The sequence below is a fragment of the Sphingomonas sp. BGYR3 genome, from assembly GCF_025153455.1.
Lineage (GTDB): Bacteria > Pseudomonadota > Alphaproteobacteria > Sphingomonadales > Sphingomonadaceae > Sphingomonas.
Map to the genome: position 1 here is coordinate 1,786,640 of NZ_JANZNT010000001.1, position 19,836 is coordinate 1,806,475.

At 67.6% G+C, this 19,836-nt stretch carries 19 protein-coding genes and 1 other RNA gene; 10 read left to right on the plus strand and 10 right to left on the minus strand.

Annotated elements, in window-relative coordinates; all coding sequences use genetic code 11:
- The first annotated feature begins 9 nt into the window (after positions 1–9).
- From NYR55_RS08390 to NYR55_RS08405, 4 genes are read left to right on the plus strand one after another with little or no spacing between them, the layout of a single operon-like run.
- Positions 10–543: a DUF721 domain-containing protein gene (locus tag NYR55_RS08390; RefSeq protein WP_260020776.1), complete on the plus strand. Its 534-nt coding sequence runs from the start codon at positions 10–12 to the stop codon at positions 541–543.
- 60 nt (positions 544–603) lie between these two features.
- Positions 604–1,326, plus strand: a complete 723-nt coding sequence (locus NYR55_RS08395) for a DsbA family protein (protein WP_260020777.1) — start codon at positions 604–606, stop codon at positions 1,324–1,326.
- Between the two features lie 42 nt (positions 1,327–1,368).
- Positions 1,369–4,773: an AAA family ATPase gene (locus NYR55_RS08400; RefSeq protein WP_260020778.1), complete on the plus strand. Its 3,405-nt coding sequence runs from the start codon at positions 1,369–1,371 to the stop codon at positions 4,771–4,773.
- The gene (locus NYR55_RS08405) at positions 4,770–5,465 is read left to right on the plus strand and encodes a DJ-1/PfpI family protein (protein WP_260020779.1); all 696 of its coding nucleotides are present in this window, start codon (positions 4,770–4,772) and stop codon (positions 5,463–5,465) included. The genes NYR55_RS08400 and NYR55_RS08405 overlap by 4 nt, the downstream gene beginning before the upstream one ends.
- Positions 5,466–5,473: 8 nt before the next feature.
- On the opposite strand, the gene NYR55_RS08410 is transcribed toward NYR55_RS08405, so the two are convergent.
- Positions 5,474–5,905 carry an Rrf2 family transcriptional regulator gene (locus tag NYR55_RS08410; RefSeq protein ID WP_260020780.1) on the minus strand — a complete coding sequence of 144 codons (432 nt, stop codon included), beginning with the start codon at positions 5,903–5,905 and terminating at the stop codon, positions 5,474–5,476.
- Between the two features lie 50 nt (positions 5,906–5,955).
- On the opposite strand from NYR55_RS08410, the gene ssrA reads away from it, so the two are divergent.
- Positions 5,956–6,327: a transfer-messenger RNA gene (gene ssrA, locus NYR55_RS08415) on the plus strand.
- A 54-nt stretch (positions 6,328–6,381) separates the two neighbouring features.
- Here ssrA and NYR55_RS08420 read toward each other — a convergent pair.
- Together NYR55_RS08420 and NYR55_RS08425 are read right to left on the minus strand one after the other, a co-directional pair.
- Positions 6,382–7,065, minus strand: coding sequence for an HAD family phosphatase (locus NYR55_RS08420; RefSeq protein ID WP_347709660.1), 684 nt, complete (start codon positions 7,063–7,065; stop codon positions 6,382–6,384).
- A gap of 219 nt (positions 7,066–7,284) precedes the next feature.
- Positions 7,285–7,953, minus strand: coding sequence for a YggS family pyridoxal phosphate-dependent enzyme (locus NYR55_RS08425; RefSeq protein WP_260020783.1), 669 nt, complete (start codon positions 7,951–7,953; stop codon positions 7,285–7,287).
- 22 nt (positions 7,954–7,975) lie between these two features.
- Here NYR55_RS08425 and NYR55_RS08430 point away from each other — a divergent pair, with 22 nt between their 5' ends.
- Entirely contained in the window at positions 7,976–8,530 is a 555-nt protein-coding gene (locus tag NYR55_RS08430) for a thiamine phosphate synthase (RefSeq protein ID WP_260020784.1), read from the plus strand.
- A gap of 19 nt (positions 8,531–8,549) precedes the next feature.
- Here NYR55_RS08430 and NYR55_RS08435 read toward each other — a convergent pair whose 3' ends face one another.
- Positions 8,550–9,269 (minus strand): hypothetical protein, encoded by a 720-nt coding sequence (locus NYR55_RS08435; protein ID WP_260020785.1) that lies wholly within the window; start codon positions 9,267–9,269, stop codon positions 8,550–8,552.
- Positions 9,270–9,470: 201 nt separating this feature from the next.
- On the opposite strand from NYR55_RS08435, the gene NYR55_RS08440 reads away from it, so the two are divergent.
- The 4 genes from NYR55_RS08440 to holA are packed head-to-tail and all read left to right on the plus strand — an operon-like array spanning position 9,471 to position 13,951.
- A complete protein-coding gene (locus NYR55_RS08440) occupies positions 9,471–9,902 on the plus strand; it encodes a DUF3576 domain-containing protein (protein ID WP_260020787.1) in 432 nt (143 codons plus the stop codon).
- A gap of 19 nt (positions 9,903–9,921) precedes the next feature.
- Positions 9,922–12,432, plus strand: a complete 2,511-nt coding sequence (leuS, locus tag NYR55_RS08445; protein WP_260020788.1) for a leucine--tRNA ligase — start codon at positions 9,922–9,924, stop codon at positions 12,430–12,432.
- Positions 12,429–12,932 carry an LPS assembly lipoprotein LptE gene (lptE, locus tag NYR55_RS08450; protein ID WP_260020789.1) on the plus strand — a complete coding sequence of 168 codons (504 nt, stop codon included), beginning with the start codon at positions 12,429–12,431 and terminating at the stop codon, positions 12,930–12,932. The genes leuS and lptE overlap by 4 nt, the downstream gene beginning before the upstream one ends.
- Complete coding sequence (gene holA / locus NYR55_RS08455) at positions 12,929–13,951, plus strand: DNA polymerase III subunit delta (protein WP_260020790.1); 1,023 nt, start codon at positions 12,929–12,931, stop codon at positions 13,949–13,951. Before lptE ends, holA begins: the two co-directional genes overlap by 4 nt.
- Before the next feature lie 24 nt (positions 13,952–13,975).
- Here the strand turns inward: holA and NYR55_RS08460 are convergent, their stop codons facing one another.
- From NYR55_RS08460 to NYR55_RS08485, 6 genes are all read right to left on the minus strand, one after another.
- On the minus strand, positions 13,976–14,908 hold the full coding sequence (locus NYR55_RS08460; RefSeq protein WP_260020791.1) for a ParB/RepB/Spo0J family partition protein: 933 nt from the start codon (positions 14,906–14,908) through the stop codon (positions 13,976–13,978).
- Positions 14,905–15,684 carry a ParA family protein gene (locus tag NYR55_RS08465; RefSeq protein WP_260020792.1) on the minus strand — a complete coding sequence of 260 codons (780 nt, stop codon included), beginning with the start codon at positions 15,682–15,684 and terminating at the stop codon, positions 14,905–14,907. Before NYR55_RS08465 ends, NYR55_RS08460 begins: the two co-directional genes overlap by 4 nt.
- On the minus strand, positions 15,681–16,298 hold the full coding sequence (rsmG, locus tag NYR55_RS08470; protein WP_260020793.1) for a 16S rRNA (guanine(527)-N(7))-methyltransferase RsmG: 618 nt from the start codon (positions 16,296–16,298) through the stop codon (positions 15,681–15,683). Before rsmG ends, NYR55_RS08465 begins: the two co-directional genes overlap by 4 nt.
- Positions 16,299–16,302: 4 nt before the next feature.
- Positions 16,303–18,153 carry a tRNA uridine-5-carboxymethylaminomethyl(34) synthesis enzyme MnmG gene (mnmG, locus tag NYR55_RS08475; protein WP_260020794.1) on the minus strand — a complete coding sequence of 617 codons (1,851 nt, stop codon included), beginning with the start codon at positions 18,151–18,153 and terminating at the stop codon, positions 16,303–16,305.
- 64 nt (positions 18,154–18,217) lie between these two features.
- Positions 18,218–19,507, minus strand: coding sequence for a tRNA uridine-5-carboxymethylaminomethyl(34) synthesis GTPase MnmE (gene mnmE, locus NYR55_RS08480; RefSeq protein WP_260020795.1), 1,290 nt, complete (start codon positions 19,505–19,507; stop codon positions 18,218–18,220).
- Positions 19,508–19,543: 36 nt separating this feature from the next.
- A complete protein-coding gene (locus tag NYR55_RS08485) occupies positions 19,544–19,783 on the minus strand; it encodes a DUF6489 family protein (RefSeq protein ID WP_260020796.1) in 240 nt (79 codons plus the stop codon).
- Between the last annotated feature and the right edge of the window lie 53 nt (positions 19,784–19,836).

Here is a 19,836-nt window from a genome sequence, read left to right on the forward strand (position 1 = left end):
AAAGCGGCCATGGCCAAATCCCGGCAACCTGCACCGACTCATGATCTGCCGCGCCAGCGCGTCGGCGGCACGCGGTCGGTCGCCGATCTGCTGCCCGATGTCGGCCGCGCGGCATTTCGCCGGTTCGGGTTCGTGCAAAGCGCGATCGTCACGCGCTGGCCCGAAATCGTCGGCGAACGCTATGCCCGGGTGTCGCAACCCGAATCGCTGCGCTTTCCGCACGGACAGCGGGACAATGGCGTGCTGACGCTACAGGTATCGCCTGCCTATGGCACGATGATGCAGCACATCTCGCCAGAGATCATGGACCGGGTGAACCGGTTCTTCGGCTATGCCGCCGTCGCCCGGATCGTGTTCCGGCAGGCCGCGCCGCCCCGCCGCGCCCCCGCCCCGCCCCGCCCGGCCCCGCCACCCAATCCGGTGCAGGTGGGCGAGAATGTCCGCGCCGTTGCCGATCCCGAATTGCTCCGGGTGCTGGAGGCGCTGGCCGCCGGGATCGAGGATAGCCCGCCCCTGCCGCTGCCGATTGCCAAGATCAGTTGATCCCGCGCGCGGAACCGGCCAGAACGCCCGAAATATCTTGTCAGGAGACCGTCGTTGACGATGCGTAAGCTCATCCTCGCCCTGCCTCTGGTTCTGGTCGCCTGTGGCGGCGGTGCAGAGGGCAATGTCGTTGCCGAAGGCCCGGTGGAGGCAGCGCCCCCGCCCGCGGGCCAGAACTGGACGACAACGGTCGCCCGCACGCCGGAGGGCGGCGTTCGCCTGGGCAACCCCAATGCGCCGCTGAAGCTGGTGGAATATGGATCGCGCACCTGCCCGACCTGCGCCCGCTTTGCGCTGGAGGGGATGGAGCCGCTCAAGGCCAACTACATCTCCACCGGTAAGGTCAGCTTTGAATTCCGCGAATTTCCGGTGCACGGCGTCGTCGATCTGGCGCCGATCCTGCTGGGCAATTGCGTGCCCGACACCGCGTTCTTCCCGGTGCTCGACCAGATGATGGCCAACCAGTCGGCATTCATCGCCAAGCAGTCGACAATTTCCGAACAGCGCGCCCAGGCGTTGCAGAACGATCCCAACGCCCTTGCCGCCTATATCGGCGAAACGATGGGCTATGTGGATTTCATCAAGCAGCGCGGCGTGCCGGAGGCAAAGGCCAAGGCGTGCCTGGCCGACAAGGCGGCGATCGAGCGGCTGACCAAGCAGACCCAGGCCGCGACGACCGAGTTCAAGGTCAACGGCACGCCTGCCTTCCTGCTGAACGGCCGTTCCATCGACGCTTCGGCATGGAGCCAGGTCGAAGCCGCGCTAAAGGCTGCCGGCGCCTGATGACCGGCGGCGCAGCCTGAAGCGGGAGGGCCGCAACCACCCGTGCAGATCAAGCGGCTGCGCCTTACCGGCTTCAAGAGCTTCGTCGATCCCGCCGATCTCCGGATCGAACCGGGGCTGACCGGGATCGTCGGCCCCAATGGGTGCGGCAAATCCAATCTGCTTGAGGCGCTGCGCTGGACCATGGGGGAAAACAGCCCCCGGTCCATGCGCGGTTCGGGGATGGAGGATGTGATCTTCGCGGGCACGGCATCGCGCCCTGCCCGCGAATTTGCCGAAGTCTCGCTGGTCGCCGATCTGGACGGCGGCGAGGAGATGGAGGTGGTGCGCCGCATCGAACGCGGTGCCGGTTCCGCCTATCGGATCAATGGCCGCGACGTCCGGGCAAAGGATGTCGCGCTGCTCTTTGCCGATTCGGCGACGGGCGCGCATTCCCCCGCACTGGTCAGCCAGAACCGCATCGGCGCGATCATCGCCGCAAAACCGGCCGAACGTCGCCAGATGCTGGAGGAAGCGGCCGGCATCGCCGGGCTGCACGTGCGGCGCAGGGACGCCGAACAGAAACTGCGCGCGACCGAGGCGAACCTGACCCGGCTTGGCGAACTGATCGCCGATCAGGAGGGGCGGATCGCACAGCTGCGTCGTCAGGCGCGACAGGCGGAGAAATATCGCACCCTCTCCGATCAGATCCGCGTGGCAGAGGCGCGGATGATCTATGCCCGGTGGCGCGATGCCGCCGCCGCTGCCGATGCGGCGCGGACCGAGGCAAAGGCCGCCGAGGCGCTGGTCGCCGAACGGATGGCCGCGCTGGATGCCGCCGCCGCCCACGCCCGCGCGGCCACCGATGCACTGGCAACGACCCGCGCCAATGCCCTTGCCGCGCATGACCGGGCGGCGGAAACGCGCCACCGGCTGGAAACGCTCCGCTCCGAACAGGGCAGCGCCGCACGGCGGCTGGCCGAAATCCGGGCTGCAGAAGAACGGCTGGCCGCCGACCGCGCGCGCGAAGGCGCGCTGGCCAGCGATGCGGCAGAAGCGATTGCCCGGCTGACCGGTGAGGTCAAGGCGCTGGAACAGCAGGTGCGCGAGGCGTCGGCCCGGCTGCCCGCCATGGACAGCACCCTGGCCGAGGCGGAGCGGACTGCCCGCGATGCCGAAGTCGCGCTGGCCCAGATCCTGGCGGCACAGGCAAGCGAGGCTGCGGATATCCGCGTCGCCCGCGCCGCGCTGGCCGCCGCTGGACAGCGGCTGGAACGGGCCGAGCGCGACGTTGCCCGCGCCACTGCGGAGCTTTCCGCCCTCAGCGATGCCGCCCCGCTTGAGGCCGAACGGACCAGCGCGGCGCAGCGGCGCGAGGCGGCGGCGACCCGCATCGATGCGGCCCGGACACAGCTCGCCAATGCAGAGGCGGAGGAACGCGCCGTCCATGCCGCGCGGGAACAGGCACAGGGCGTGCGCGCCCATGCCCATGCCGACCTGTCGATGCTGGACGGAGAGGCGGCGGCGCTGCGCAAGGCGACGGCGGCGGCCACGAACGACCGGCTGCTTGACCGGCTGACCGTTGCGGACGGGTTCGAACGCGCGCTGGCAGCGGCGATGGGCGATGATCTTGAGGCTGGGCTGGATCCCGCGGCCGACAGGCACTGGGCCGGGGCCGACCCCCTGCCCGGCGATCCGCCCCCGCCCGCCGGGGCGACGCCGCTTGCCCGGCATGTCGATGCGCCGGCTGCGCTTGCCCGGCGGCTGGCACAGATACTGGTGGTGGATGAGGATGCGGGTCAGCCGCTGGCCGTGGGTCAACGCCTCGTCACGCTGGCCGGGGCCGTGCGGCGATGGGATGGCTATGTCACGCGCGGCGGCGGCGCTGCGGCGGCGGAGCGGCTGATCCGGGTCAACCGGCTGCGCGCGATCGAGGCGCAGCGGCCGGCGGCAGAGGCGGCGCTGGCCGCTGCCGATGCCGCGCTGGTGGCGATCGATCAACGGCTGGCTGCGTGTCGCACGGCCATCGCATCGGCGCGGCGCGACATGGAATCGGGGGAAATCGAGCTGCGCGACGCAACCCGGACCGAAGACCGGCTGAGCGCGCAGATCGAGCGGCTGGCGGCCCAGCGCGCCGACCTTGCCGCCCGGCAACAACGGGTGGCGGCCGAGCATGGCGATGCCCGTGCCGAGCGTGATCGCGCCGCCGCTGCGCTGGACGCCCTGCCCGATGGCAGCGCCACGGCCGCTCAGGTGGCCCTGCTGTCCGGTGAGGCAGAGGCACGCCGCGCCGACGTGGCCCTGCGGCGCGCGGAACGCGCCACGCTGGATCAGGCGATGGCCACCGACCGGAATCGGATTGCCGCCGCCAGTGCCGAGCGACAGGGCTGGAACGCCCGTGCAGGCGAAGCGGCGCGCCGCATCACTGATATGGATGCACGTGCGGCGGCGCTGGCCGACGAACGCACCGCGATTGCCGACCGGCCCGATGCCCTGACGGCAGAGATCGACGCGCTGGCCGACGCCTATCTCGGGATCGAATCGGCCGCCGTTCACGCCCGTCAGCATGAACGCGACGCCGAACAGGCGCTGGCCGCGATGGAACAGGCCAGCCGGATCGCCGCCGAGGCGCTGGCCGAGGCGCGGGAGGCGCGGGCGGGCGCCGCCGCGCGTGCCGAAAATCAGGACCTGCGCCGGGTCGAAATGGGCCGGCTGTCGGGCGAGCGGTTCGAATGTCCGCCGCCGCTGCTGCCCGAACGCGCGGGCTTCGACGGCGCAGCGGTGCGCGATCCGGCCAGCGAGTCGGCGGCGCATGAACGGCTGATGCTGGACCGGGAACGCATCGGGCCGGTCAATCTGGTCGCGGAAAGCGAGCTGGCCGAACTGGAAGGCGCGCGTGAGACAAGCGCCGCAGAAGCCGCCGAACTGGCCGAGGCGGTGGCCGGGCTGCGCGGCAGCATCGGCACGCTGAACCGGGAGGGGCGCCAGCGGCTGACCGCTGCGTTCGAGGCGGTGGACCGGCATTTCCGGCGGCTGTTCACCACCCTGTTCGATGGCGGACAGGCGCATCTGGAGCTGATCGATTCGGATGATCCGCTGGAGGCGGGGCTGGAAATCATGGCCCAGCCGCCGGGCAAGAAACTGCAATCGCTGACCCTGTTGTCGGGCGGCGAACAGGCGCTGACCGCCGTTGCGCTGATCTTTGCGCTGTTCCTGACCAACCCCGCGCCGATCTGCGTGCTGGATGAAGTGGATGCGCCGCTGGACGATGCCAATATCGACAGGTTCTGCGACCTGCTGGATGCAATGACGCGCGAAACCCGCACCCGCTACCTGATCGTCACGCACAACGCCGCGACGATGAGCCGGATGCACCGCCTGTTCGGCGTCACGATGGTGGAACGCGGCGTCAGCCGGCTGGTCAGCGTCGATCTGGGCGGGGCCAGCGATCTGATGGCGGCGGAATGACGATGGACGGCGCTCCCCGCATCGCTTTCCTGCTGTTTCCCGGCATGACGCAGCTTGACCTGACCGGCCCGGCTCAGGTGCTCTCGCGGCTGGGCACCGGACCGGTGCACTATGTCGCGCGAACGCTGGATCCGGTACCGACCGACAGCGGCTTTGCCATCCTGCCCACCGCGCGGATGAGTGATGTAACCGCGGCCGATATCCTGATGGTGCCCGGCGGCATGGCGGTGGAGGACGTGATCGACGATCCTGAAAGCCTGGCCTGGGTGCAACGGGTCGGCGAACAGGCGCAATGGGTCACCAGTGTCTGCACCGGCGCCCTGATCCTCGGCGCCGCGGGGCTGCTGCGCGGCTATCGCGCGACCACGCACTGGATGTGGCACCACCATCTTGCCCGTTTCGGTGCAGAGCCGGTGCGCGCGCGCACCGTGATCGACCGCAACCGGGCAACGGGCGGCGGCGTGACGGCGGGCATCGACTTTGCCCTGGCGCTGACCGCCGCGATCCAGGGAGAGGATCATGCCCGGCTGATTCAGCTGGCGCTGGAATATGATCCCGCCCCGCCCTTTGACAGCGGGTCGCCCGATCGTGCGATGGCTGAAACGGTTGCCGATTACCGCGCACGAGCCGACCGGCTTGCCCCGGATCGGGAGGCGCGGTTGATGGCGGCGGCGAAGCGGCTGGGCTTCTAGCGCGCGGTTCAGGCCGCGGCGAGTTCCTTGGCGGTGGCGTCGGCCAGGCTGGTGCCATCCAGAATGCGGGCGGTTTCGTCCCGCACGCGCGCCATGGCGATGCGGATGGCGCAGGTCGCTTCGTCCGCGCAATCCTTGCATGGGCGATAGGCGGTGCGGCTGACACAGGGGACGAGCGCCAGCGGCCCTTCGATCACGCGGATCACCTCGCCCAGCGAAATCAGGTGCGCAGGACGCGACAGGTGATAGCCGCCCGCCTTGCCGCGCATCGAATGGATGAACCCCGCCTCGCGCAGGTCCGCCAGGATCAGCTCAAGGAACTTGCGCGGCACATTGGCATTGGCCGCGATCCGGTTCATCGGCGTCGGCGCGCCATCGACCGGCTGAGTCGCCAGGAACAGCATTGCGCGCAGGGCATAGCGGGAACGCTGGGTGAGCATGACTGTCCTATAACGCCCGCATTGTGGCGGGGAAATGGCGAATTCCGATCGGACTTGGCATTATTCGGCGCGCTGCCTATATCGGTCGGGCCGGGTTCGCCCGGCTATGGCGATAAACTGCGGCGTATCAAGTAGGCGCAGCGGACCCGGGGGCAGTACCCGGCGGCTCCACCACCTGAGCCGGTTGGTCGACACGTGTGAAGCGTGCCGACCGAGCGGCTCAGCTATTGGGGCCGAACTAGGATCGACGTGTGTTGAAAGGCGCAGCTTTCGCTCGGAATGGGACCACCGCGACGGCCCATTTTACAAGTGCCAACGATAACGAGGCGCTCGCGATTGCGGCCTAACCCAAGTCCTCACGGACTAGGTTAGTCAGACAAAAGCGCGGTACGGGCCACACCGGGCAACAGAAGTGGACACCAGCGGCCGCCAGGGGGCCGGGCAACAGAACCCCTGGCACCTTTCCCACAAACCCGTCAGGCGGTCGTCAGACCGATCAGGTCGCGCACCGCGTCATAATCCGGGGCGATATGCGTGACGCCCAGCGCGCGCAGACGGTCGGCATGACCGTTCACGCAGTGATTGGCCGCCGTCACCCCGATCACCGTCGCCCCGGTTTTCAGTGCGCCCGTGACGCCCACCGGCGAATCTTCCAGAATGACCGCGCGCCCGATGTCCAGCCCGATGGACCGGGCGGCGTACAGATACAGGTCCGGCTCAGGCTTGCCCCGGCCGGGCGGCACATCCTCTTTCCCGCTGAAGATGCGGCCGTCGAACCGGTCGAGCAGGCCATTATGGTCCAGGTGCCGGCGGATCCACGCATGGCTGGACGACGATGCGATGGCGATCGGCAGATCGGCGGGCAGCGACCGGATAAACGCAATCGCGCCGTTGACCGGCCCCACCCCCTCGCGCATCGCACGGGCGTCCTCCGCCGCGCGCTCGGCATAGAAATCCTCGGGCAGCGGGCGGCCGATCCATCCCTCGATCGCGTCGATGAACTGACGCCCCGACAGGCCCATGAAATGCGTCATCGCGTGTTCGACGCTGGTCGCATGGCCGATCCGCGACAGGTAATCCGCGATATGGGCATTGCCCTCATATTCGCTTTCGATGACCACGCCGTCGAAATCGAACAGGATACCGTCAAAACGCATCATCTACCTCGCGTCGCAATTGTCCAAGTCTGCCGCCACACTGACGGCAGCGGATCCGCATGCGCGGGGTTCCAGTCGCGCCATAGCGGATGCCGCCTGCATCCCACACCGATCGACCGTGGCCGCATGCGACACACCGCATGATCCACTGCCGGGATTCGCGCTCTAGCCCGCGCATCCATGCCTTGGGCAACACCAGCCCGAACAGGCGCTGGATCATGCTCATCCCCGAGCGCCGAACAGGGCGCTGCCGACCCGGACATGGGTTGCGCCAATCGTGACGGCGGTCGGGTAATCTCCCGACATCCCCATGCTAAGGCCGGTCAGCCCATGATCGCGCGCCAGCTTGGCCAGCAGCGCGAAATAGGGGGCAGGATCCACCTCCAGCGGCGGCACCGCCATCAGCCCGGCGACCGGCAGAGCGGCGGATTGCGCCTCGGCCAGCAGCGCGGGCAGTTCCGCCACCGCACAACCGCCCTTTTGCGGCTCGTCCCCGATATTCACCTGGATGAAACAGTCCGGCCGCCGCCCGGTGCGATCCATCGCCTTTGCCAGCGCGCTGACCAGCGACGGGCGGTCGACCGAATGAATGGCATCGAACAGGCGGACGGCATCCTCCGCCTTGTTCGACTGCAATTGCCCGACCAGATGCAGCGTCAGGTCTGGCGTCGCCTCGATCAGCGCGGGCCACTTGCCCTGCGCCTCCTGCACCCGGTTTTCGCCAAACACCCGCTGCCCGGCATCGATCAGCGGGCGGATCGCATCGGCCTCATGCGTCTTGCTGATGGCGATCAGAGTCACCGCATCGGCCTTTCGCCCCGCCAGCCGGGCGGCGCGATCAATCTGCTGGTGCACGTCGGCCAGCCGCGTCTTGGGATCGAGTTCGGACATGGCCCGCGCTATAGGCAGGGCAATGCCCCGCCGCCACCCCTCCCTGCTGCCCCGCATATGGCTGATGACCGACGAGCGGCTGGGCGATCGATTGCTGGATATCGTCCGACGCCTGCCCCCCGGCACTGGCATCGTCCTGCGCCATTACGCCACCCCGACGGCAGAGCGGCGGCGGTTGTTCAACCGGGTGTTGCAGATTGCACGATCGCGGCACCTGCTCGTACTGCGTGCCGGCCGGCTGCGGCTGGCGGCCGGGGAAGCGGGCGTGCATGGCCGCCATGCCGAGCGCGGCCGCCCGGCGATCCGGACCATGCCCGTCCATGACCCGGCGGAACTTCGCCTGGCCCGGCGGGCGCGGGCGGACCTGGTGTTTCTGTCACCGGTCTTTGCCACCCGGTCGCATCCGGGCGCGCCGCCGCTGGATCGATCACGGCTGCGGCGACTCGTGATTGGCGCACCGGCCCCGGTCGTCCTGCTGGGCGGTATGAATGCGCGGCGGGCGCGCGGCCTCAACTGGCGCGGAATTCACGGCTGGGCAGGGATCGAGGCGTTTTCGGGCAGCATCGCCCGCGGCTGAGCGGAACGGCGCTCAGCGATCAGAAGCGGAAGGCAGTGCCCACATAAACCGCCTGGCTATCGCGGCGATTGTCCTGAATCTGGGGCAGGCGATCCCGCTCTGCCTTGTACCGCACGCCCGCCGTCACATCGAGGTTGCGGGTCAGCGAATAGGAACTGGTCAGGTCGACCGAATAGCTGGGCAGATCGGTGATCGCGACCGGCGCGTCGGTCAGCGGGCGGGTGGTGCCGGCATTGACCGCCGCACTGGCCCGCTTGCCGCGATAGCCAAGGCCCAAGTCGACGCGTTCCTGGCTGCCCGGCGCACCGGCCAGGTCGACGCGCGTCATCGCACCGGAAACGGCAAACCGCTTCCAGCCGACCGAAACGCCCAGGTCATAGGCAATGGGGGCAAGCGCCACACCCGACGGGGCAGCGGCGGCCGTCCGGTCGGACAGAACCGGCATCCGGCTGGAACGGGCGCGCACGGCAACCGTCACCGGCTTTCGCCGATCAACCGAATCACTGGCGGGCGTAAAGCGGAACCCCGTCGCGCTCATCCCCGTGCGGGCGATCAGCGCCGCGAGTCGCGGGTCGGCGGTCGCCGGCGTAAAGCTGCCCAGCGGGGTCGCAACGCTGTTGGTAAAGCGGACGGGTGCACGGTCGATCGCGGTTTCACGGGCGCTGATCGCAGGCGCGACGATGGTGCCGAGCAAAAGCGCGACTATTCCCGTCCCGGCCATGATCCGACCCAATGTCATCGGTTCGTCCTTCCCACTGAAAGCGCTACCACGAACGACGGTGCAAGTTCCACTGCCAGAGTCGCTTTCCCGCCAACCTGTTGCGCGTTATCCACATAGGGGCGATGAATGGCGCCCGGCTTGCGGCTTGTGCGCCAGCATCTATAGAAGCCGATGGCGCGCGCCTTCGCGGCGCCGCCCGTTTGTTCAAGGGAAATGCCGATGATCCGCCTGTCGCGTCTGTTGATCCTGGCTCCTGCCGTGCTGGCGCTTGCCGCCTGTGGCGGTCGGGACCGTCCCAAGGCCGATCTGGCCGCGTCTCAGGTGACGACCATCGGCGTCAACAGCTATCTGTGGCGGGCCAGCCTCGACACGCTGGGCTTTATGCCGCTGCTGCAGACCGATTCGAACGGCGGCGTCATCGTGACCGACTGGTATGTGAACCCCAACACCCCGACCGAGCGGAGCAAGGTCACGGTGTCGATCCTGGATCGCGATCTGCGGGCCGATGCGCTGCGCATCGCCGCCCAGCGTCAGGTGAACCGCGCCGGCCAGTGGGTCGATGCCCCGGTTCAGGCCGCCACGGTCCAGAAGCTTGAGGACATCATCCTCACCCGCGCGCGCGATCTGCGCCGCGCCGCCGTCGTCAATTAAAGGTCAGGCACACCCCCTCATGGCGTCACGCTTCAACGCGCTGAAAGCTGACGCGCACTGGCAATCGGTCTGGGACGAGCGCCAGACCTTTGCCGCGCGCGACACATCCCCCAAGCCCAAAAGCTATGTGCTTGAGATGTTTCCCTATCCGTCGGGGAAAATCCATATGGGCCATGTGCGGAACTACACGATGGGCGACGTGCTCGCCCGGTTCCGCCGGATGCAGGGGATGGAGGTGCTCCACCCCATGGGCTGGGACGCGTTCGGGATGCCGGCCGAAAATGCCGCGATGGAGCGCAAGGTGCATCCCGGCGCCTGGACATACGACAACATCGCCACGATGCGCGCACAGCTGAAGCGGCTGGGCTTTGCATTGGACTGGTCGCGCGAACTGGCGACGTGCGATCCCGCCTATTACGGGCAGGAACAGGCGCTGTTCCTCGATCTCTATGCCGCCGGCCTCGTCTATCGCAAGGAAAGCGCGGTCAACTGGGATCCGGTCGACATGACCGTGCTGGCCAATGAACAGGTGATCGACGGGCGCGGCTGGCGTTCCGGCGCGCTGGTTGAAAAGCGCAAGCTCTCCCAGTGGTTCCTCAAGATCACCGACTTTGCCGAGGACTTGCTGGCCGGGCTGGACGGGCTTGAACACTGGCCCGACAAGGTAAAGTTGATGCAGGAAAACTGGATCGGCAAATCGGTCGGCCTGCAATTCCGCTTCGCGCTGTCGGACGGCGGCTCGGTCGAGGTGTTCACCACCCGGCCGGACACGATCTTCGGATCCAGCTTTGTCGCGATCGCTGCCGATCACCCGATCGCCCAGCGGTTGGCCGCGAAGGATCCGGCGGTTCAGGCATTCATCGACCAGTGCAAGCTGGGCGGCACGACAGCGGCCGAGATCGAGACGCAGGAGAAGCTGGGCCTCGACACGGGCCTGCGTGCCACGCATCCCTTTGATTCCGAATGGCAATTGCCGGTTTACATCGCCAATTTCGTGCTGATGGATTATGGCACCGGCGCGGTGTTCGGCGTGCCCGCGCATGATCAGCGCGACCTGGATTTCGCCCGCAAATACGCCCTGCCCGTCCGCCGCGTGGTCAGCGATGGCGATGCGACCGACCCAGTGTTCGATGGCAACACCGCCTATACCGGCACCGGCGCTCTGGTGAACTCGCGCTTCCTCGACGGCCTGTCGGTCGATGCGGCCAAGCGCACGGTGATCGACCGGGCCGAGGCGGAAGGATGGGGCAAGGGCACCACGGTATGGCGGCTGCGCGACTGGGGCGTCTCGCGCCAGCGTTACTGGGGCACGCCGATCCCGATCATCCATTGCGAGACCTGCGGCGCGGTACCGGTGCCAAAGGAGCAGTTGCCCGTCACGCTGCCCGATGACGTCAGTTTCGACATTCCCGGCAATCCGCTGGATCGGCACCCGACCTGGCGTCACGTCGACTGCCCGTCCTGCGGCAAGCCCGCGCGGCGGGAAACCGACACGCTCGACACGTTCGTCGATTCCAGCTGGTATTTCATCCGCTTCGCCAGCCAGCCATCGGACCAGCCGTTCGACAAGGACGTGGCGGAAAGCTGGCTGCCCGTCGCGCAATATATCGGCGGGGTGGAACACGCGATCCTGCACCTGCTCTACGCCCGGTTCTGGACGCGCGCGCTCAACCATATCGGCAAGCTGAACGTGGCGGAGCCGTTCGCCGGCCTGTTCACGCAAGGCATGGTGACGCACGAGACGTACAAGTCGGCGGATGGCCGCTGGCTGTCGCCCGACGATATTCGCGACGGCGTCGAAATCGCCTCTGGTCAGCCGGTGACGGTCGGCCGCGTCGAAAAAATGTCGAAATCAAAGAAGAACACCGTCGATCCGACCGAAATCGTCGATCAGTACGGGGCGGACGCCGTCCGCTGGTTCATGCTGTCGGATTCGCCGCCGGAACGCGATCTGGAATGGTCGGAAAACGGCATCGAGGGTGCCTGGCGCTTCATTCAGCGGCTGTGGCGCCTGTTCGATGGGCTTGAGGATGCCCCAAAAGAGGAAATGGGCGGCGAGGACAAGCCGCTCGACCGCAAGCTGCACCGCACCATCGCCGGCGTGGCAGAGGATGTGGAAGCGCTCGCCTTCAACAAGGCCGTTGCCAAACTCTATGAACTGGTCAGCGCCATCGAAAAGGCAGCGCCATCGGCGTCGCGCACCGCCGCCATCCGCGCCCTTGCCCGCATCGTCGCGCCCATGGCCCCGCATATCGCAGAGGAAGCCTGGGCCGGCTGGGGCCATTCGGGCTTGATCGCAGATGCCGATTGGCCGACGGTCGATCCCGCCCTGCTGGTCGACGACGAGGTTACCGTCGCGGTGCAAGTGAACGGCAAGCTGCGCGATACGCTGACCCTGCCAAAGGGTACCGCAAAGGATGTTGCAGAGGCCGCGGCGCTCGCGTCGGAAAAGGTTCAGCGCATCCTTGAAGGGGCAACCCCGAAAAAAGTGATTGTGGTGCCTGATCGCCTGGTCAACATCGTCGCATGATCCGCGTAATCGCCCCGCTGCTGATGCTTGCCCTGACGGGCGGGTGCGGCCTTCGCCCGCTTTATGGTGGCGGGATGAACAGCCCGACCCGCACGCTGCTGTCGGGAATCCAGGTTGCCCCGATTGAGGGGCAATCCGGCTGGCTGGTCGCCAATGCCCTGCGCGACCGGATGGCCGCGACAGAGGCGGGCGGCGCCCCCGCCTATCGACTCGACGTGACGCTGGACGATCAGATCATCGGTCTGGGCGTGCGCGGCGACGACAGTGTGGCGCGCGAACGCCGCACGCTGCGCGCCCGCTATCAGCTGGTCGACCTGTCGACGGGTCAGGTGGTGCTGGACGCCACAGCGGGTTCGGATGCGGGCATCGACGTGGTCGGATCGGAATATGCCACCATTGCGGCGGAGCGGACGGCGCTTGAGCGGCTGTCCGGCATCGTCGCGGATCAGATGGTGGCGCGGCTGGCCCTGTTCGCCCAGCGCCAGGCAAAGGGCGAGTGAAACTCACCAAGCCTGCCGAGATTGCAGCCCGGCTCGACCGGCCGGACGATCAGGTCCGGCTGTTCCTGCTGCACGGCCCGGACGAGGCGGGGGCCGCCGCGCTGGTCGACCGGCTGCGCCGCGCAATGGGTGAACAGGCCGAACGGGTCGATCTGGACGGGCCGACCCTGCGCTCCAATCCCGGCCGACTGGCAGAGGAAGCGGCCTCCCTCTCCCTGTTCGGGGACCGTCGCTGGATCCGCGTGACTGGCGCGGGCGAGGAATCGCTGGCCGCTGCCGAACAGCTGCTCAGCATCGAAAAGGCCGGGAATCCCGCAGTGATGATCGCACCTGGCGTCAAAACGTCGGGCAAGCTGGTCAAGCTGTGTCAGACGCATGGCAAGGCGGTCGCCTATGGCTGCTACATCCCGGATGCGGCGGCGGCGACGCGGATTGCCGCCGATCTGGCAAAGGCAGAGGGCCTTCGCCTCGATCCGCGCGCGGCACAGCGCCTTGCGGTCGCCAGTGGCGGCGACCGGTCCGTCATGGCGCGGGAGATTGAAAAGCTCGCCTTGTATCTGGACGCGAGCCCCGATCATCCGGTCGATGCCCGGCTGGACGCGCTTGCCGCGATCGGCGCGGACCTTGAAGAGCATGAGGTCGGGCATCTGGTCGATGCGATGCTGGACGGCAATCTGCCCGTCCTTGGCGCGGATCTGACCCGGTTCGAGGCAGAGGGGATCAGCGGTATCGCCGTCACGCGCGCTGCCGTGCGCCGGCTGACCGACTTGGCCCAGATGCGGCAACAGGTGGATCGCGGTGCCGGCGTCAAGGACGCGGTCGAGGCAGCGCGCATCCATTTCAAGGAACAGGAAAAGGTGACGCGCCAGCTGCGCCGCTGGACCTCACCCCGCATCGCCGAAGCCATCGTCCGGCTTCAATCGGCGGAACGCGCAATGAAAAGCAGCGGCAATGTCGGAGATCTGCTTGGCGCAGAGGCGATGATCCGAATCGCCGCGGACGGCACCCAGCTGCGCTGACCTGCGCTTAATCCCTTGTAAAGATTAGAATTTATCGCCCGTCAGTCGCTGGCAAACCATGTCCAGCTGATCCAGCGTCGCATAATCGATGGTCAGCGTGCCGCCACCCTGCCCGTGCACGATCCGCACCTTCAGGCCCAGCGCATCGCCCAGATGCTGCTCCAGCGCGGCAAGATCGGCGTTCATGCCCCCCGGCTCGCCGCGCACTCCGCCGCTCGCGCTGCCACCTTTGCCGTCGCCGCCGGTCTTGCCGCCCTTGACCAGCTTTTCGGTGTCGCGAACCGACAGGCCGCGCGCGATCACGTCAGATGCCAGCGTTTCGGCATCCTCCGCCGCCAGCAGCGCACGGGCATGGCCCATGCTCAACCGTCCCTCGATCACATGGCGCTGCACCTCTGCCGGCAGGTCGAGCAGGCGGAGCAGATTGGCGACATGGCTGCGCGATTTGTGGACGATCTTGGCCAGCGCATCCTGGGTATGGCCGAACTGTTCGATCAGCTTGGCATAGGCATCCGCCTCTTCGATCGCGTTCAGATCCTGGCGCTGAATATTCTCGACCAGCGCGATTTCCAGCGTGGCCGCATCGTCCAGATCGCGGACGATGACCGGCACCTCGTGCAGCCTGGCCCGCTGGGCCGCACGCCAGCGGCGTTCCCCGGCGACGATCTGATAATCCTTGCCATGCGGGCGGACCACGATCGGCTGAACGATCCCGCGCGCGGCGATCGACTGGGCCAGTTCGTCCAGCGCCGATTCGTCGAAATGACGGCGCGGCTGTTCGGGATGCGGCGACAGCGCGCTGACCGGCAGCATCCGCACACCGCCTCCGGCCCGCGGACTGCCGGGGACTTCCGGCTTTTCCGGGGTCGGCGCCTCACCCAGCAGGGCACCCAGTCCACGGCCCAGGCCGGTACGGGGTTTGCGGGGCGGTGCGGGCGTGGTGTCGGGATCGGTCATGCGGCCTTTGCGGGTTTGGGAAGACGGGCAATCAGTTCGCGAGCCAGCGCGATATACGCCTCTGACCCGGCACAGCGATAATCATAGATCAGCGCGGGCAGCCCATGGCTCGGCGCTTCGGACAGGCGGACGTTACGCGGGATCACCGTGTCGAACACCACCTTGCCCAGCACCTGCCGCACATCGTCCGACACCTGTTCGGTCAGGCGGTTGCGCCGGTCGTACATGGTCAGCACGACGCCCAGGATCGACAGCCCCGGATTGAACCGGGCCCGGATGCGCTCGACCGTGCTGAGCAGCTGGCTCAACCCCTCAAGCGCAAAGAATTCGCACTGCAACGGCACCAGCAACGCATGGGCAGCGACCATCGCGTTGATCGTCAACAGGCCAAGCGAGGGCGGGCAATCGATCAATGCCACGTCCCAGCGATCGGCACTGCGGGCAATCGCCTGATCCAGCCGATGCGTGCGCGCCTCGAAATCGATCAGCTCGATTTCCGCACCGGACAGGTCGACCGTTGCCGGGACAATATCCAGCCGCGGCACCTTGGTCGCCACCGCCGCCTGATCCAGCGTCGCCTCTCCGATCAACAGGTCATAGGTCGAATATTCGCGCTCCGCCTTGGGCACGCCAAGGCCGGTGGAGGCATTGCCCTGTGGGTCCAGATCGATCAGCAGCACCCGCGATCCGGTTGCCGCCAATGCGGTACCGACATTGATCGCTGTCGTTGTCTTGCCAACGCCGCCCTTTTGATTGGCGATGGTGATGCAGATCATCGGGGCCTGACCTTGTTGGCGATCACGATGCCGGATTGAGGATCAGTGATGCTTGGTTCCACGTGGAACACACCTTGCCATGTGCCGCGCGCGGCCGCCACCTCGGATTGCGCGCTTTGTCCCTTTGGCAGCACCCATAGGGTGGATTGATCGGCATGGCCCTGCGCCCCGGCGAACAGTTCCGGCAACCCGGCGACGGCACGCGCAGAAATGATCGCGGCGGGGCTAGTCCGCGGCGCCGTCTCGATCCGGCCCAGCACCACCTCGGCATTGTTCAGGCCAAGCGAATCGACCACCTGGTTCAGAAACTCGACCCGGCGGCGGCGCGGCTCGACCATCCGGATCGGCCCGTCGCGCAGGATGGCGATGACCATTCCGGGCAGCCCTGCCCCGGTGCCAATGTCGATCCACAGGCCATCGACACCGCTGGCATGGTCCAGCAACTGCGCCGAATCGACAATATGGCGGTGCCACAGCTGATCCAGCGTGGACCGCGCGATCAGGTTCTGACGACCCGCCTCGTCGCGCAACATCTCGACGAACCGGCTCAGCATTGTTTCACGTGAAACACCGAATCGGTCACTCAGCCATTGCCGGGCCTGTGCTTCGTCCATCGCGCTACGCCGCCGCTCTGCGTCGTGCGTGCAGATGGATCGCCGCCAGCGCGGCGGGGGTGATGCCGCGGATGCGCGATGCCTCGCCCATGGTCTGCGGCCGCGCCTTGCCCAATCGCTCAATCATTTCCAGCGACAGGCCGGGCACTGCAGCAAAATCGAACGTCGCGGCCAGCGGCTCGTTCTCGCTTGCCCTCAGCGCGGCAATCTCCGCCTCCTGCCGCTCCAGATAGGGGGCGTAGCGCGCATCCTCGACTGCTTCGGACAATAGCGCCGGATCATGCTGCTCGCGGCACCCCGGCAGCAATTGATCGATGGTGACGTCATTCAGCCGCAGCCATTCGCTGACCGGCTTTCGCGCACCATCCTGTGCCACCGCCAGCCCCAGCGCGGCCAGCTGAGCCGCCGTCATCCGCGTATCGAACGCCGCCCTGATATCTGTCAGCGCCGCTTCGCGCGCATCCAGGTGACGGATACGCTCCGGCGACAGGCACCCCAGCGCCCGACCGATCGCGCCAAGCCGCGCCTCCGCATTATCCGCCCGCAGGCGCAACCGGTATTCGGCCCGCGCGGTCAGCATCCGATAGGGTTCGGTCACCCCCTGAATCACCAGATCGTCGATCATCACAGCCAGGTAACTGGTCGCCCGGTCCAGCAGCAGCGGTTCGATGTTCAGCGCATGGGCCGCCGCATTTGCCCCCGCGATCAGCCCCTGCCCCGCCGCTTCCTCATACCCCGTCGTGCCATTGATCTGCCCGGCACAGAACAGCCCCGGGATCGCCTGCAACGCCAACCGGTGATCCAGCGCGCGCGGATCGACATAGTCATATTCCACCGCATATCCCGGCGTCACGATCTCGGCCCGCGACAGGCCGGGCATGGATCGCACCATCGCCAGCTGAACATCGGTGGGCAGCGATGTCGAAATGCCGTTGGGATAGACCAGATGGCTGTCCAGCCCCTCCGGCTCCAGAAACACCTGATGCCCGTCGCGATCGCCAAAGCGGTGAATCTTGTCCTCGATCGACGGGCAGTACCGCGGACCCGCCGCCCCGATGGCGCCCGTGAACAAGGGCGATCGATCCAGCGACGCGCGGATGATCTCATGGCTGTGCGCCGTGGTCCGCGTCATCGCACAGAACAGCTGGGGCAGCGGCCGCCCGCCCCGGGTCATCGGCGACATCGTCCAATGGTCATCATCCGACGGCTGTTCGTCCAGCACCGCCCAGTCGATCGTCCGCCCGTCCAGGCGCGGCGGCGTTCCGGTCTTTAACCGGGCGAGCGGCAGGCCCTGTTCGCGCAGCTGTCGGCCCAGCTCGATGGCCGACCGTTCATCGACGCGCCCGCCGGTGCCCCGCTCCTCGCCGCGAAAGATTCGCCCGCCCAGAAAGGTGCCCGTGGCCAGCACGATCGCCGGGGCCAGCAGTTCGCGCCCGTCGGCAAGTCGGATACCGGCCGCCGCGCCATCCGGATGCCGGATCAGCGCCTCGGCCTCCCCCTCGATCAGGGTCAGCCCGCGCTGAGCCCTCAGCATGGACTGGATGGCGGCGGCATAGCGCACTCGGTCGGCCTGTACGCGCGGCCCCTGAACCGCGGCACCCTTGCTGCGGTTGAGCAAACGGTAATGGATCGCCGCCAGGTCCGCCGCCCGGGCGATCAGGCCGTCCAGCGCATCGACTTCCCGGACCAGATGCCCCTTGCCCAAGCCGCCGATCGCGGGGTTGCACGACATCGCACCCAGTTTCGACAGGTCGAAACTGACCAGCGCCGTGCGCGCACCGCGACGGGCGGCCATGGCCGCCGCCTCGGTTCCGGCATGGCCGCCACCGATCACGATCACGTCGAATGTGCTCATGCCACCGCCGTTATCGCAGCTTGGCGGTCGGGTCAAAATCGGGTTGAGTGTTTCACGTGAAACATCACTTGCCGATGCAGAACCGGCTGAACAACATGTCCAGCATCGCCTCCGTATCCGCCCGCCCCGTTACCCGGTCAAAGGCGAGCCGCGCCGCGCGAAGCTCCTCCGCCAGGATCAGCGGGTCGAACGCGCTACTTGCCGAGCGCACATGATCGGCCGCACCCGCGATCAACGCCGCCTGCCGCCGGTTCAGCACCGTCTCGTCCAGCCTCGGCACCAGTGCCCTGGCCCGTCGGTCCAGCTCGGACCATAGCGTATCCAACCCCTCGCCCCGCGCGGCGGACAGGGGGATGCGCCCTTCCGGCACCTCTGCCCGTTCCGGCACATCGCACCGGGCGTGGATCAGCACCGCGTCCGCAACCGGCGACGGCGCATCCCCCAACCACAACAGGATGTCCGCCGCCGCCATCGCGCTCAACGACCGTTCGATGCCGATGGCTTCGATCGCATCCTCGGTCGCCTCTGCCAGTCCGGCGGTATCGGTGAACAGCCAGGCCAGCCCGCCCTGCTGCACCGGCACCTCGATCCGGTCTCGCGTCGTGCCGGCAATCGGGGAAACAATGGCAGCGTCCCGCTGGGTCAGGGCATTGATCAGCGTCGATTTGCCGGCATTGGGCGGCCCGGCCAGCACGACCCGGATGCCGTCGCGCAATCGTTCGACCGGCGGGTTGGCCAGCACCGCTGCCATCTCGTCCGCCAGCGATGCCGCACCGGTCCGGATCGCATCCAGCGCCGCCGGGTCGGCATCCACATCGCCCTCGTCCCCGTGATCCAGTACGGCCTCGATCCCAGCGGACAGGGTCAGCAGCCGTGCCTGCCACCCCTCCACCCGCCGACGCACCGCGCCCTCGGCACTGGCCAGCGCGGCCCGCCGCTGGCTCTCCGTCTCGGCAGAGAGCAGATCGCCCAGCCCTTCCGCTTCGGTCAGGTCAATGCGGCCATTGGCCAGCGCCCGCCGGGTAAACTCGCCCGGCTCCGCTCGCCGCAATCCGGGCATGGCCGCCAGCACCGCCTCGATCCGGGCCACCACCGCGCGCCCGCCATGAACGTGCAACTCGGCCAGATCCTCGCCCGTTGCTGTCGCTGGTCCGGGAAAGAGCAGGATCAGCGCATCGTCCAGCGGCGATCCATCCGCCGGATCGGTCAACCGGCGCAGCGCCGCCCGGCGCGCCTCGGGCAGGCGCGTGGTCAGCGCAGCCACCGACGCCATCGCATCGGGACCGCTGATCCGGATAACCCCGATGGCCGCGGGCGGCATCCCGCTCGACAGGGCGAAAATGGTGTCCGTCATGCGCTGGCCTTAGCCGATCGGCACGATGATGCGAATTCAGCCGTCGCGCTTTCCACCCATGCCCGCCTCGAACATCCCGCGCCAGAAATTCAGGCCCGCCTCGCCCATCGGGCTCCAGCTGCGCATCATCTGTTCCATCAGTTCGGGGCTCGCCCCCTTTTCCAGCGTGTCGACCATCATCGCGATGTATCGATCATGGACGGGGGTGAAATCGGGAAGGCCCATGGCGCGCCGGGCTTCCTCGGGCGTGCAATCGACCTCGACATTGATCTTCATCGGCGGCCTTTCGGAACAGCATCTGCGCCGGACGAACCCGGCGATGAACGCCG

Bases quoted from the DNA above. Each gene is read 5' to 3' on its own strand.
- NYR55_RS08390 (WP_260020776.1), top strand. From the start codon at position 10: ATGGCCAAATCCCGGCAACCTGCACCGACTCATGATCTGCCGCGCCAG.
- NYR55_RS08395 (WP_260020777.1), top strand. From the start codon at position 604: ATGCGTAAGCTCATCCTCGCCCTGCCTCTGGTTCTGGTCGCCTGTGGC.
- NYR55_RS08405 (WP_260020779.1), top strand. From the start codon at position 4,770: ATGACGATGGACGGCGCTCCCCGCATCGCTTTCCTGCTGTTTCCCGGC.
- NYR55_RS08410 (WP_260020780.1), bottom strand. From the start codon at position 5,905: ATGCTCACCCAGCGTTCCCGCTATGCCCTGCGCGCAATGCTGTTCCTG.
- NYR55_RS08420 (WP_347709660.1), bottom strand. From the start codon at position 7,065: ATGATGCGTTTTGACGGTATCCTGTTCGATTTCGACGGCGTGGTCATC.
- NYR55_RS08425 (WP_260020783.1), bottom strand. From the start codon at position 7,953: ATGTCCGAACTCGATCCCAAGACGCGGCTGGCCGACGTGCACCAGCAG.
- NYR55_RS08430 (WP_260020784.1), top strand. From the start codon at position 7,976: ATGCCCCGCCGCCACCCCTCCCTGCTGCCCCGCATATGGCTGATGACC.
- NYR55_RS08435 (WP_260020785.1), bottom strand. From the start codon at position 9,269: ATGACATTGGGTCGGATCATGGCCGGGACGGGAATAGTCGCGCTTTTG.
- NYR55_RS08440 (WP_260020787.1), top strand. From the start codon at position 9,471: ATGATCCGCCTGTCGCGTCTGTTGATCCTGGCTCCTGCCGTGCTGGCG.
- leuS (WP_260020788.1), top strand. From the start codon at position 9,922: ATGGCGTCACGCTTCAACGCGCTGAAAGCTGACGCGCACTGGCAATCG.
- lptE (WP_260020789.1), top strand. From the start codon at position 12,429: ATGATCCGCGTAATCGCCCCGCTGCTGATGCTTGCCCTGACGGGCGGG.
- NYR55_RS08460 (WP_260020791.1), bottom strand. From the start codon at position 14,908: ATGACCGATCCCGACACCACGCCCGCACCGCCCCGCAAACCCCGTACC.
- NYR55_RS08465 (WP_260020792.1), bottom strand. From the start codon at position 15,684: ATGATCTGCATCACCATCGCCAATCAAAAGGGCGGCGTTGGCAAGACA.
- rsmG (WP_260020793.1), bottom strand. From the start codon at position 16,298: ATGGACGAAGCACAGGCCCGGCAATGGCTGAGTGACCGATTCGGTGTT.
- mnmG (WP_260020794.1), bottom strand. From the start codon at position 18,153: ATGAGCACATTCGACGTGATCGTGATCGGTGGCGGCCATGCCGGAACC.
- mnmE (WP_260020795.1), bottom strand. From the start codon at position 19,507: ATGACGGACACCATTTTCGCCCTGTCGAGCGGGATGCCGCCCGCGGCC.
- NYR55_RS08485 (WP_260020796.1), bottom strand. From the start codon at position 19,783: ATGAAGATCAATGTCGAGGTCGATTGCACGCCCGAGGAAGCCCGGCGC.